This window comes from Nostoc sp. LPT, assembly GCF_017115165.1.
Taxonomy (GTDB): domain Bacteria; phylum Cyanobacteriota; class Cyanobacteriia; order Cyanobacteriales; family Nostocaceae; genus Nostoc.
Genome location: NZ_JABXKF010000017.1, coordinates 1 through 12,942 on the forward strand (window position 1 = coordinate 1; position 12,942 = coordinate 12,942).

General features: G+C 42.7%; 16 protein-coding genes and 1 tRNA gene. 8 read left to right on the forward strand and 9 right to left on the reverse strand.

Annotated elements, in window-relative coordinates; genetic code table 11:
* The 3 genes from HWQ58_RS03040 to HWQ58_RS03050 all read left to right on the forward strand — a co-directional run.
* Positions 1-319 (forward strand): hypothetical protein (locus HWQ58_RS03040; protein ID WP_292857581.1); only part of this gene is annotated, 319 nt, incomplete at its 5' end.
* Positions 320-413: 94 nt separating this feature from the next.
* Positions 414-710, forward strand: a complete 297-nt coding sequence (locus tag HWQ58_RS03045; protein WP_292857582.1) for a transposase — start codon at positions 414-416, stop codon at positions 708-710.
* Between the two features lie 324 nt (positions 711-1,034).
* Positions 1,035-1,295: a four helix bundle protein gene (locus tag HWQ58_RS03050; protein ID WP_292857583.1), complete on the forward strand. Its 261-nt coding sequence runs from the start codon at positions 1,035-1,037 to the stop codon at positions 1,293-1,295.
* A gap of 341 nt (positions 1,296-1,636) precedes the next feature.
* Here HWQ58_RS03050 and HWQ58_RS03055 read toward each other — a convergent pair whose 3' ends face one another.
* Positions 1,637-1,867, reverse strand: a complete 231-nt coding sequence (locus HWQ58_RS03055) for a glucose-repressible protein Grg1 (protein WP_292857584.1) — start codon at positions 1,865-1,867, stop codon at positions 1,637-1,639.
* Positions 1,868-2,365: 498 nt separating this feature from the next.
* Positions 2,366-3,544, reverse strand: coding sequence for a GNAT family N-acetyltransferase (locus HWQ58_RS03060; RefSeq protein WP_292857585.1), 1,179 nt, complete (start codon positions 3,542-3,544; stop codon positions 2,366-2,368).
* Between the two features lie 435 nt (positions 3,545-3,979).
* Here HWQ58_RS03060 and HWQ58_RS03065 point away from each other — a divergent pair, with 435 nt between their 5' ends.
* On the forward strand, positions 3,980-4,300 hold the full coding sequence (locus tag HWQ58_RS03065; RefSeq protein ID WP_292857586.1) for a multidrug efflux SMR transporter: 321 nt from the start codon (positions 3,980-3,982) through the stop codon (positions 4,298-4,300).
* 238 nt (positions 4,301-4,538) lie between these two features.
* Complete coding sequence (locus HWQ58_RS03070; protein ID WP_292857587.1) at positions 4,539-5,219, forward strand: RibD family protein; 681 nt, start codon at positions 4,539-4,541, stop codon at positions 5,217-5,219.
* A 273-nt stretch (positions 5,220-5,492) separates the two neighbouring features.
* Here the strand turns inward: HWQ58_RS03070 and HWQ58_RS03075 are convergent, their stop codons facing one another.
* The 5 genes from HWQ58_RS03075 to HWQ58_RS03095 form a co-directional block, all read right to left on the reverse strand.
* On the reverse strand, positions 5,493-5,843 hold the full coding sequence (locus HWQ58_RS03075) for a histidine triad nucleotide-binding protein (RefSeq protein ID WP_292857588.1): 351 nt from the start codon (positions 5,841-5,843) through the stop codon (positions 5,493-5,495).
* 181 nt (positions 5,844-6,024) lie between these two features.
* A tRNA-Pro gene (locus HWQ58_RS03080) sits at positions 6,025-6,098 on the reverse strand.
* 50 nt (positions 6,099-6,148) lie between these two features.
* Positions 6,149-6,514 carry a DUF1818 family protein gene (locus tag HWQ58_RS03085; RefSeq protein WP_289796143.1) on the reverse strand — a complete coding sequence of 122 codons (366 nt, stop codon included), beginning with the start codon at positions 6,512-6,514 and terminating at the stop codon, positions 6,149-6,151.
* A 65-nt stretch (positions 6,515-6,579) separates the two neighbouring features.
* Positions 6,580-7,119, reverse strand: coding sequence for a hypothetical protein (locus tag HWQ58_RS03090; protein ID WP_292857712.1), 540 nt, complete (start codon positions 7,117-7,119; stop codon positions 6,580-6,582).
* Between the two features lie 183 nt (positions 7,120-7,302).
* A complete protein-coding gene (locus HWQ58_RS03095; protein ID WP_094351515.1) occupies positions 7,303-7,539 on the reverse strand; it encodes a DNA-directed RNA polymerase subunit omega in 237 nt (78 codons plus the stop codon).
* 150 nt (positions 7,540-7,689) lie between these two features.
* Here HWQ58_RS03095 and HWQ58_RS03100 point away from each other — a divergent pair, with 150 nt between their 5' ends.
* The gene (locus HWQ58_RS03100; RefSeq protein WP_292776510.1) at positions 7,690-8,109 is read left to right on the forward strand and encodes a fasciclin domain-containing protein; all 420 of its coding nucleotides are present in this window, start codon (positions 7,690-7,692) and stop codon (positions 8,107-8,109) included.
* A 97-nt stretch (positions 8,110-8,206) separates the two neighbouring features.
* On the opposite strand, the gene HWQ58_RS03105 is transcribed toward HWQ58_RS03100, so the two are convergent.
* Positions 8,207-9,673, reverse strand: a complete 1,467-nt coding sequence (locus tag HWQ58_RS03105; protein ID WP_292857589.1) for a glycoside hydrolase family 13 protein — start codon at positions 9,671-9,673, stop codon at positions 8,207-8,209.
* Between the two features lie 607 nt (positions 9,674-10,280).
* On the opposite strand from HWQ58_RS03105, the gene HWQ58_RS03110 reads away from it, so the two are divergent.
* Positions 10,281-12,008 carry a S8 family peptidase gene (locus HWQ58_RS03110; protein WP_292857590.1) on the forward strand — a complete coding sequence of 576 codons (1,728 nt, stop codon included), beginning with the start codon at positions 10,281-10,283 and terminating at the stop codon, positions 12,006-12,008.
* A 114-nt stretch (positions 12,009-12,122) separates the two neighbouring features.
* Positions 12,123-12,422: a hypothetical protein gene (locus HWQ58_RS03115; protein ID WP_292857592.1), complete on the forward strand. Its 300-nt coding sequence runs from the start codon at positions 12,123-12,125 to the stop codon at positions 12,420-12,422.
* 43 nt (positions 12,423-12,465) lie between these two features.
* Here HWQ58_RS03115 and HWQ58_RS03120 read toward each other — a convergent pair whose 3' ends face one another.
* Positions 12,466-12,837, reverse strand: coding sequence for a CU044_2847 family protein (locus HWQ58_RS03120; protein WP_292857594.1), 372 nt, complete (start codon positions 12,835-12,837; stop codon positions 12,466-12,468).
* Positions 12,838-12,942 lie beyond the last annotated feature (105 nt).

The window sequence follows — 12,942 nt, forward strand, 5'->3', positions numbered from 1 at the left end:
TCATTTGTTATTTTGGCGAACTCATTTGTTATTTTGGCGAACTCATTTGTTATTTTGGCGGACTCATTTGTTATTTCGGCGTGTCCAGAACGCACTCTACTGGCGTGTCATTACTCAAATGTTGCAAAAAAATGTAGGTTGGGTTGACGTAAGGAAACCCAACCTACACCTTTTGACCACCCGCAACTGTTCGTTCCCAATGGACATCCGGGTAATGAGAGATCCGTTACCAACGATGGTACGGGCAAAGCTACAGATAGCCTACTGGAAATTCCTGCTGTTGGTAGGTATGGCGGTAGTGGTATACGAAATTTCTTGAATTAATACCATTTCACGAAATACCTGATACCGATCAAGGTGTAGGGCACGGCACTGCCGTGCCCCTACGGGTGTACTTCACGTAAACGAGAACTATGAGTCGCCAACCGAGAAATTTTCAACCAGGATTCTCTTATCACGTTACTACTCGCTGCAATAACCGCGAGTTTAATCTGGCGCAGCGAGAATGTCGGGAGGTCTTTTTGTATGCTATCAAAAAGGCTTTGGACAAATATGGTTTTAAGCTTTATGCTCTGTGCATTCTGTCAAACCACGTACACTATCTCATAGAACCTGCCGCCCACCAAGACTTGCCCAAAATCATGCATTTCTTGAATTGGTACAGCCCCTTTGGGGAATTCAAAAATCAAAAGTCAAAAGTTAAAAAATAGGTACTTTCATCTCGTAGTGTGATGATATTTTTGCCAGATTATGTTTTTAGTATGAATAATCACATACCAATTTCTGATAGAACATTTGAGTTTGCTGTTAGAATAAGCAAACTTTGTTCTTATCTAGATAAGCAACCAGGAACACCCCTTCTCTGCGAGACGCTACGCGTAGCTTGCTTCCCCGCAGGGGTACGGGGAAGTCAAAAGTATCAATTCAAAAGTCAAAATTAATAACCCTAAAAATAAATATGAGGATTTATAATCGGGACATAGTATTTCTTGTACCACGGAGTTTTTTATTTTTTGACTTTTGGCTTTTGACTTTTGAATTTGAGCGCAGCGAGTGGTACATCAATAGGCGCAAATATTGAAGAATCTCGTTCGGCTGAAAGTGATAGAGATTTTATAAGTAAGCAGTCTATAGCTTTGAAAGAGGCAAAAGAAACAAGATATTGGCTAAAGCTCTTAATTAAATCAGAAATGATGTCTGAAGAGAAAATATTAAGTCTTTTGGATGAATGCGAACAGTTGATTAAAATTATTGCTAAATCAATAATAACAACTAAAGAAAAGTTGAAGAAATAATTTTTTGACTTTTGACTTTTGACTTTTGACTTCCCGATAGGGAGTGGCATCCAGCTTTTTTACAACTGGGTAAAACATTAGATGAATGTGCCAAAAAGTATCGCGGGTTTTGCCAAAGGTATAAACCGAAATTAAAAACAGCCAGCAAGTCCTACTGGGGTAGTAAGCTGCTGGCTGGTCATCAGGTTCATAAAGGCAAGGGCAAATGTTCACCTGGTCAACTAGCATTGCCGATTGGGCAGTGCAGAAGTGGTACAGAAATTCGTCCAAGCAAATCGAGGTTGTAGGTTTGATGTGCGGGTGTGAGGTATTATGTACAGAAATCCGACACAACAAGCCAACTATATCGCTTGTTTGTGCCCTTTTTCTTCTTTTTTGTGTTTTCTTTCCTTGGCTTTGTCTCCAAGCGCATCTTTCGCAGCGCTTGCTCGAGATCCTATGCCAATCTCTTCATCCTCTTCATGTCTCTCTTCATGTCTGGTAAAGTCAGTAGTGTCCCTAACCAACTCGCCTACCACGTTTGCCGCATTTTTAATACTTTCTATCCCATTTTCCATTTTCTCTAATTCCACGTGTGTTGTATTATTTTAATTATATGCTATTAGCTGCATGATAAGACATTGGGCAGTGCCCTAGACGACAAGTCTATCGATTTTTTACCGTTGCGACAACGGAGCCTACTCAACTCCAACAAGCTTTTTCTACGCGACGCAGAGCGACCCATTTTTCTAGAGAGAGTGATGGAAGAGTGTTAGGGATTTCCAATAACGCCTTTAAGGGTGGGCATCTTGCCCGCTTTTGGCTGCGGGCGGGCGAGACGCCATACATGTCAACTTAAGGTCAAACCCTTGTAATGACGTGATGAATGAATTCACTCACGTACCATCATTCTTCGCATTACCCCACCCCGGCTTTGCTAACGCAAAACCTCCCCTCCCCGATGCTTTGGGGAGGGGTTGGGGGTGGGGTATAACCGTTGTGGAACAAAGGTTTGAGCTGAAGTTGACACCAATGGCGAGACGCCCACCCCACAAGAAGTAGTTGAGTATTTTTTTTTATTTGTCAGTCCTTTAAAAGAAATCAGCCACCCAAGGAGAACTACCTGCAAATATTTGCTCCGCTGCTGAAATAGCGGTTTGTGTCCCATGCAGTTTTCCAGCTATTTGCAAATGGTAGGGAGAGAACAAACTTGTATATAGTGGTGCTAGTTCTCGGATATCTAACTGCAACTCACCCTTTCCCCCTTTTGTAACTTCACCGCGTCCATTGGCGACAGAAAGAATGAATTTACCATTATTTCCAGGTAGTAAATTATCTTGAATATCTAAGTGCAGTTCAGTTTCAATTCCCGATGGATAACCCCGCATCTCCAGCGCCTTGACTACATCTACTACCCGCAGCATCCAACGCATCGTATTCTTAAGTTTGGCAGTTTGCTCTGGTAGCAGCAATGTCAAAGAATCAATTGCAGAACTCCGCCATCGCACCTGTTCAATTTGGGAGCGATGACTGGCAAGAAAAGACCAGAATGTTTGTGCAGCCGCAACTGTGAGAATTACCCAATCCTTTACTCGCAAGATTGCGCCATCCTCTTTTGAATGTTGACTGAAGAGGATGTAGCCTTCGGGTTTGTTTTTTGTACCGATAAAATATGCGTAAAATGTTTCTTTCTCATCTGGCTGGATTAACCGCTCCCAGATTGCTCGATGTCGGTCTAAATATCCATGCGTTAGTCTGGCCTGCTGCTGATATAGTTGATGAAAAACTTGATGATTGATACTCACTATTGGTTGCAAAGGTAGGAGTTGCTCTCGTACTTGGATACTCTTAGTAGAAACTTCCCAATTACACCAGCTACCCCCCTGCTCATACCCAACTTTTCGATACAAGCTTTGCACAGCTGGATAAAGAGTAGAGAGCGGTATACCTCTAGCATAAAGTTCCTTGAGCGTCTGCTGCATGAGAGCGATCGCAGCTCCCGAACCACGGTATTCTGGAGCAATACCCACAGAGGCAATTCCTGTCATTGGTACACGCACACCACCCCACCACTGACCCATATCCAGAGTTGCCAATCCACCAATTAATTGCCCAAATCCCCGAATAATACGGAAATTTTCTACGCCAATGAGATTGATATAAGCTTTTTCGCCACCGCCTCCGGTGATGAAACACTGCTCAAGGATATAAATTAGCTGCTGAATATCCTTTGGATCGGCAAGAGTACTGTATTCAAATTGAGCCGTCATCTCTTATACCATTAGTAGGATAAAAACACAATCATACTACAGCAGACGTTGCCCCAATGCTTGAGCAATTTCATCACCATAAAGCCCCGGAATCAGCCTCAATTATACTACTGCACGTTTGGTTTTAAATGTTGGTACTTATATCGCAATATGCTCGATTAAAGGTTATTGGTGTAGATAATTAGTTTTTCAAAACGCGATAAATCTGCGATAAATCGCGTCTCTACATTTGGGTTTTGTTGCTCATTCTGAACTGTATTTACTTAGATCGTTTCTTTGTGAGGCTGCATATATTTACCCTCGGCTACGCCTTGCCCCCAAAGCATCTTCATGGAGAATTAAGGTTATACTTGTAAAAATTTTTCATGAGTTACTTCAGGACTGTTTCTTCTATTTTTAGGGCCAGTTGCTCTTAACAAATTACTTACAAAAAATATGTCAACAAGTTGGATTTACCTTATATTAGCAATCCTTTTTGAGGTTTCAGGCACAACTTGCATGAAATTATCACAGGGATTTACTAAAATAGTTCCTTCAGTATTAATATTTGTCTTCTATGGACTTTGTTTTACTTTTTTGACCTTTGCCCTCAAAAGACTTGAAGTAAGTGTCGCCTATTCTGTCTGGGCTGGATTGGGAACTATTTTAATTGCTCTTATTGGTATTATTTGGTTTCGGGAATCTGCCACATTAATCAAACTTGTGTCGATCGCCTTAATCATCATCGGGGTAATTGGCATCAACGCAAGTCAATGAAGGAGGCAGGGGAGAGGGTTTACAGATTTTACACAGCTTAGTATTCGCTGCTTTTGCATTGCTGCTTGTCCAGCAGAGTTTGCCCCGCCTACCAAGTAAACCTCTTCGTTGGTGCAGGCGATCGCCTCAGTCATGGCAGCACCGTAATAAATTCCTGCTCCTGTGAGCTTCTCTGCTCCTGGAACCTATGGAGGGGATTCAAAAAGGTAAAATTATAAAGAATCGTTACAACATACTCATGTCAGCTATCCAAACAACTGTAGTTCTTGCCATGACAGCCGATGGAAAAATTAGTGCCGTAGATCCGAAAGCGCCTCGTGAACCCAATGTAGTCGATCAAGCACACTTGGAGTATCAAGTCTCCCTTGCCGATCTAGTCCTGGTAGGAGCAGGGACAATTCGGGCTGAGGGGGGAACCTTTACAATTCGCAATCCCGAACTGTTGGCAGGACGTGAGGTTCGGGGTCAATCTCCCCAGCCGATTACTTGTGTTGTTTCAGGTTCCCTTGACTTATCGCCGGACTTGCCTTTTTTGAGTCAGGACATTGAGCGATGGATATTTACGACACGGGCTGCTTTGCAGCGCAGTTCTGATACAACAACTTTGCAAAAACTGGCTGAATTAATTGATTTGGGAGATACAGACCTGGACTGGGATCGGGCCTACACCTTGATGGCAGAGCGGGGTATTCACAAAGTCGTTGCTTTGGGAGGTGGCTCTTTAACAGCTGCTCTAGTTCAGGCAGGGCGAATTGACGATTGGTGGTTGACCATTTGGCCCGTCATTTATGGAGGAAAGGACGCCCCTAGCCCAGTGGAGGGAGAGGGTTTTCTTCCCAATGCTGCTCCTCATCTCCAACTCATAGAAACTCGTCAGGTTGGAAGTGATTTGTTTTTACATTACCGCACAGTCAAGTGAAAACGCGCTGCCAGAATTAAGCACTATGATCCTTGATATTAAAAAGCAGGGGAGCAGAGGTACTTTTGCCCACAATTCCACTCAGTTTGTACCTTTATACCGTAAATCAAAGGGTTTAAGACCCCTACCTCTACAGGTAGCGCGGAGTCGGAGCCACTCCGCCTCCGATCATTTTCAGACGGGGATTTAAACCCCGACTGAAAATGTCTTTAATTTTGAATTTTGAATTTTGAATTTTGAATTTTTAACCTGCCCCCTGCCTGCTGTCTCTCATCAACCAGGGGGCCAATCCAACTGCCGTCCTCCCAAAATATGCAAATGTAAATGATCGACTGTTTGACCGCCGTCATCACCAGCATTGATGACAACTCGATAACCATTTTTTAGTCCAGCTTCTTCTGCAACACGTTTAGCAGTCAACAAAAGATGCCCCAACAAAGCATGATCCTCGGATTCCGTGTCAGCTAGTGTAGCAATGGTTTTTTTGGGAATGATCAGGATGTGAACGGGCGCTTGGGGATGGATATCTTTGAATGCCAGGGCTAAATTATCCTCATAAACAATATCAGCGGGAATTTCCCGACTAATGATTTTGCTGAAAATCGTTTCTGTACTTTCACTCATGCCAATCTACCTACTAATCTGCTAGAGATTTTATATTAAGTCCGCCTAATTACTTATCATTGAAGAAATTTGATTGTGCGGGTATATCCCAATTTACTGTTCGGTTAGGTTTTTTCAGGTAAAAGCTATGAAAAAACCTGCTAATCTTTTAAAAAGACTAGCAGGTATGGCTTATCATCAATCGGAGCGGCGGGATTCGAACCCACGACCTCCACTACCCCAAAGTGGCGCGCTACCAAGCTGCGCTACGCCCCGGTCAGAATTCCTATCGTATAGCAAAACTGTAGGATAATCAAGAGGCGATTTTAAAAAACCTTAAGCATCCCACTAGCTTGCAGTAAATCTGGAACAGCAGAAGCATTCCATTTACCTTCTACACATCGCCCTGTATTCAAGATGAAACGCAGACTGTAATCATGAGGATAGCCTTCCACTTCCATCCATAATAAATCGCTTTCGGCTTCACAAGTAATTTTTTCCTCTTCCATCAATTCAGTTGCGAGTTGCTTCATGGTGTCTGCTAGCTGTGCTAGTAGACGACAAAAATCATTTAACTCGGCTTCGGTTAACTCAATTGCCCAATCATCTGTTCCGACTAAACCTTTAAACTCAGGTGTGTCGGGGTTCCAGCCAATACGCCAACCCGATCCGGTTTTGACAACGCGTTCCATAGTTTAGTTTTTTAAACGCAGAGGTACGCAGAGGTGTAACGCAGAGGGGCGCAATGGAAAATTTATCATTTTAGTAGTTCGGCACCTCCCCGTTGTGGTGGCTGTGGGGTAGTTGATGTAGTCGGACTGGGTGCGGTATTGGGGTTAGGAGATAGGGTATTTTGGGAAGTAGGATTAAATATATTGACTAAGACTTGTACTAGGGCATCTCGTTGGCTGCGGGTGAGACTCTTGATGGCTTTGCGATCGCCTTCTATCGGATTTTCCCGTAGTGCATCATTTCCTGGATAGGTAGTATCATACATAATTTCATTTACACCCAGGTAATCAGCTAAAGTCAGCTTCCAATCTAAGCGATAAATAGGGGCCCGCCCTTTGGTATAAATGTGATATCTAATTAGACGATTTGCTAAAGTATTGTTTTCGGCAACTTTCCCATTTTCTTTGCTGATATACTTATTTTCCTGGGGAAAATCTGGCAATTGCTGATAAACTAGCTGCCAAACATCGCTAGGAGTGATTGTCTGGGCATCAGCAGGTTGGATACTAAATAAATTTCTATGTATTGATTTATCCGCCCCGGAACCTAAAATAATTACACCCATTACCATTAAGGTAAGCAGTAGTGGTGTTAGCGGATAACTAAAGTTGAGCCAGTGCAAAGTTGCGAGTTTTGATAAAATTGATTTAAACAGAAATTTTTTCTCTTTCATAGAACAATATTTTGGGCGTTGCTGAGTGAAAATATGAATTTGCCTGATTCAGAATTCAGCACTCAGCACTCTATCTTATAGTTCGCCGATAATTTCTGGTTGAGTCAATTCATCGGACATTTCGATTATTGCCCTTAGCACTGGCTTCATCATTGCATCTTCGTTACTTTCAAAGTCTTCGTAACGCCGACGTTTAGCACGATTTGCTACCTGAACCGTAATGCGATAACGATTTGAGGCTGCACTAATCAGATCCTCAGCACGGTGCATAATCTGAGATTGAGTTGTCTCGAATTTAGAACGCTTTAGCATAATCAGTGGTTCTTAGGGTCATTCTCCAGTGTAACAGTACTAAATCAGTCTGCTGCTGTCTGTTAAATCGCCAGCAACCTCTCTATTGATAGAGGCTAAGATATTTTAGTCACTTTATAAGTAACTTGTAGTATTAAATAACGCACCCTCATGGCTGATCTTGTGGAAACTGCGATCGCAGCAGGTAATTTCAATACCCTAATAAAGGCTGCTAAAGCTGTAAATTTCATCGAAACTTTGAAAAGCCCTGGTTCTTTCACGCTCTTTGCACCAACTGACGAAGCTTTTGCTAATCTACCAGAGGGAACTTTAGACTCGCTACTACAAGATATCCCCAAGCTCCAGAAAATTGTGGCGTATCATATCGCTAGTGGGGATGTTAGGTCTGATGATTTAGTACAGATTAACGAGGCAGAGACCCTTGAAGGTTCAATTGTAGCCATTGAATCTGCCGACGGCAAATTTAAGGTAAATAACGCCAATGTCCTGAAAACAGATATTCTGACAGACAATGGCGTGATCCATATCATTGATGCGGTGTTGATGCCTGCAATGGTGGCAGGGAAGTAATTTATGGGATGTGGGGCATGGGGCATGGTGCATCGGGCATTGGGGCAGAGGGAAAAAACTTACTGCAACTTCTCCCCAGTTCCCCAGTCCCCAATACCTAATCCCCAGTCCCCAAAATGCACCCACTCCGTGCGGGAACAGTCAATGACAACTGTTGAGTTTCTTCTTTACTATTCCACTCAACTTCAGCATTACCATATAAAAGTTTGTTGGGTTGAGTACGCAAAGTAGCGACATCTGCATTCGCTGTTGCCGAACTTGTACCAGCATTGATAGCAATTATCAATTCTTCTGTCCCCAAAGTTCGCGCAAAGATATAAAGTTGTCCTTGAGCATGGAGGACTTGGTAATCACCTGTACGCAAGGCTGGGTATGTGTGGCGCAGGGCAATTAATTGACGATGAGTATTGAAAATTTCTTGATTCCAATTACTCTCTAAAGGAAAACCACGGCGTGAGTCGGGATCTATTGCACCAGGTAAACCAACTTCATCACCATAGTAGATGCTGGGGGCACCGGGAAAAGTGAGTAACAGTAGAGTTGACAATTCTATACTGCCTATATCACCGCCTGCAATAGTCATCAATCGCGCTGTATCGTGACTTGCAAGCAAATTGAGTTGAGTTAGCTGAATTTCCCAAGGATAAAGTTGCAGTACTTCTTGAATTTTGGTGGCGTACTCGGCGGCAAATAAGGGTGGGTAGGGTTGATAGTCGCGGCTTTGGACTTGTTCTAAGACTACACGATCGCCTGCTGCAAAGGCAATTGTCGGCCCGGCAAATAAATAATTCATCACGCCGTCAAATTGCGTCCCATCCAACCACTCACGTGAATCTCCCCAGACTTCGCCCACAATGTAAGCTTCGGGATTGACTGCTTTAACGCGATCGCGAAATTCCTGCCAAAAACCAGGAGTTTTAATTTCAAATGGTACATCTAATCGCCAACCATCAATGCCGAATTTAATCCAATATTCGGCAATTTCCATAATGTATTCTCGTACTTCTGGATTATCGTGGTTAAATTCTGGCAAGGCACGATTTTCCGCCCAACCCACGTAGTTTGCAGGGAATTCACCATTGTAAGGTGAAAGCGGCCAGCCTTCTATTTTGAACCAATTTACCCAAGGCGAATGGGGGCCATTCTCTAAAACATCGTGGAAAAAGAAAAAACCACGGCTGGAATGGTTAAATACCCCATCTAGAACAACTTTGATATTCCGTTGATGGGCTGCATCAAGCAATTCTTTAAAAGCCTCGTTGCCCCCTAGCATGGGGTCAACTAGATAATAATCGTGGGTATGATAGCGATGATTGCTGGCGGATTGAAAAATGGGTGTGAAATAAATTGCATTAATTCCCAAATCCTGGATGTAGTCTAAACCCTCCATGATGCCCCATAAATCACCGCCTTTATAACCCTGGAGTGTTGGTATAGAGTCCCAATCTTCCCAACGGGCTTCACGCAGCAGCCGTTTGCGCGGCTGTTTGCTTCTAGCAAAGCGGTCTGGGAAGATTTGGTAGAAAACAGCGTGCTTTACCCAGTCTGGTGTTTGAATTTGCATGAATAACTTTTTGTACTTCAGAAGCGATCGTTGCAAATATTAGCTTCTTTATGGCTCTTACTTATGATAGAGAATCTGTCATTTCTCAGTATTCATTAGTGATTTAGCCTTTTTCATGCTGTTTTATACGCAAATGTTATCAGTCTTAACTATTTTGACTACAATTTGTTTTAGTTTTTAACAGGTCAACTAGATAGACTCGTCACTGATTGCATTCTGACTCCTAAATTCTTCTTTAAGAAATTTATTTATTACTTAATTATTCTTAATTTTATTTTCCTCACTTTGTCCGTAATGATTTAGGCAGACAATGGATTAGTTTAATAGCTTCATAAAAATTGCCTATTATCTCAGATTTCGGTAATTCTTAGATGCACCCGATCAAAGATGTCTCATGAACCACAGAAAATCACGATGATGGATACTTAATTCAAGAATATGAGTTATAAACTAGCAATTGTCTTAGGAATAACTTACCACTTCCTAAGCTTATTTGATGTTATCTATGAAAAAAATAGATAACTATAGTCTGCATTAATGTTAAAGCGACTTATCCTACTAAAATCACTACTTCGTTGACAGCAAATAAATTGAGTTTGAGGTAAAAATGAGACACGAAAAACTTTCTCCTGGACTACTTTTGGCATATCAAGACTATCAAAATGAAGGAGATAAAGCTTTAGTTACACATAAGCGATCGCTTGGCATCATTGCCCACAAAAGCCCGGTCAAGCCCACTAAAAGCGTCGTTTTTATTTACTGCGACCCTGATGCAGACTTAAGTTATCTATCACAATATAATATTGAAGTCAATCAAAACTCTGGGAGTGTGCGGACAGCTTTCTTACCGATAGAGAGTTTAGATGTCTTATCTGAAGAAGATGTGATTCAGCGGATTAAGCCATCACGCAAACTTCATTTGCGGATGGACAGTGCAATGAAAACAGTTAAACTGCCGGAGTTCCAGAATAAAACCGGACTGACTGGAAAAGGAGTAATCATCGGCATTATAGACAGTGGTATCGATCCCAAACACCCCGCCTTTGCTGGACGAATTTTACACATTTGGGATCAAACATTGCCAGGCCCAGGAGTCACAGAGGGCGGCTATGGGGCTGAATTTACGGGAGCGCAACTGACAGTTTCTCAGGATACTGGTGGTCATGGTACTCACGTTGCGGGAATTGCTGCCGGTGCCGATGCTAGTTATAGTGGTGTCGCACCAGAAGCGGAATTAGTTGTCGTCAGGTCTGATTTACAGGATGCCCACATCGCAGATGGTGTGCGTTATATTTTCCGAGTTGCTAGGGAGTTGGGACGCCCAGCAGTGGTAAATCTCAGCTTGGGTGGACACGCTGATGCCCATGATGGTAGTGATTCCTTATCCAAAGTCATCGACGCCGAAACTGGCCCTGGAAGAATTGTTTGCTGTGCTGCGGGTAACGAAGGAAACGATAACATTCATGGACAAGCGACGATACCCAGTGGACGCACTCGTGGTATGCGGTTTAATGTTCCTTTGAATCAAGTAGGTATAGTTTGGTTAAACGCTTGGTATGCCAAAGACAGCGAATTGGAAGTATCTGTGCGGAGTCCTAACGGTTTTGTCACCCCCTTTCAAAAAATCATTACTGAAGGTAATGCTGCCCAAGATTACCAATTACCAGATGCACGGGTGCAATTAGCGACACCAGCGCCAGACCAAGCCAACGGCGACCATAATTTCTTTGTGCAAATCCGGGGTATTGGCCCCTCACAAGTAATGGGAGGTGTTTGGCAGCTGCGAGTCCGCAACCCTTCTTCAACTGACACATGTTTAAATGTATGGACACTAGATGACAGTTCATCAGTGTTTTTCACAGGTAAAAGTGTGAAGGATGCGTTAAAAATTGGTTCGCCGGGAGCCGCCAGCAGTGCAATTACAGTTGCCGCCTATACTACTAAAACCAAATACACAGATATTGATAACCAAGTGCGAGAAATGGGCTTAGAATTGGATACTATTTCGGAATTCAGTAGTGAAGGGCCTCTACGCAATAATGGACAGAAGCCGGATGTAGCAGCACCAGGCGCAATGATCGTTTCGACACTTTCCGCCGATGCAAATTTTGACCGCTCATCGATGATTAATTCCAAGTTTGTGGTTCAGGCTGGTACGAGTATGGCGACACCGTTTGTTAGTGGGTTAGTGGCACTGCTGTTGCAGCGAGATCCTAAACTTGATCCGGCTGCGGTGAAAGACTTGCTACGTAAAAATAGTGCCATTCCCGGAAAACCCGCAGGCACATTTGATGACAAATGGGGTTATGGAGTCATTAACGCAGCTAATCTGTAATTAGACTGAGAAAGGTAGATATTATTTCTGCACAAGGGTAGGCGATAAAAACCTACAACTTTGATAGATTAGGGTAGGCAATTGTTGCCTGCCCTATTTACCAAGGAATTACTGATGAATTATCATAAACTAGATGCCGCTCTTGCTACAGCGCTGAATGATGTTCAAAATTCAGAAGAACCGAATTTAGGGGTTTTCATCCATACTGAACCAGTTTTAAACTCTGCTGCAACTGCTGTTTTAGAAAGTTTAGGCGTTAATGGTGTTAGCAGTGGCAAAGATATTTTCACCGCAACACTTTCACCAAATGCCATTTCTCAGTTATCAGAGCAACCTTGGGTGATGAGTCTGAAGCGATCGCAGCAATTGCGTTTGGTTAATAGGAAGATAAATACACCGAAGTTAGGTGTTTAATGGGCATTGCCTACCCTTACAATGTGTAGATAATTTTTTGCTGTTACTGTGAATCCGGTTTTGGTTTTTCTGGAAACTTACACTTCACCTCAATTTCCAAATTACTTTCAGCAGAGCCTTCGGTAATGTAAGGAATACCTGCTTTGCCACCCAACTTAATGCCAAATTTAAGTTTTACCTCCTCAATCTCAGCAGTATTGAAGTCTTTAAAAGCACTTAGAGCATAGATAGTATAAGAGCGAATCATTTGACGAGCTTGTTGCATCCGAGCGATCGCATCTGTTCGTACATCTTTGTATTTTATGCCATCGTCGTCCTCCTCAATTTCCGAAGTTGTTTCAGTGGCTGTAACGTTAATCTCAATCTGCTCAATCTCTCTGTCTGCTTGGAAAAATAGTTGCTGCACTTCTGACATAAGCCACCTCGATTAAAGTTTTGTAACGTATCTGAATAAATTTCAGCTTGCTTGCAGAAAACTAACAGATGGTATTGTTTCTAATAACACAGCCATTGATTGTGT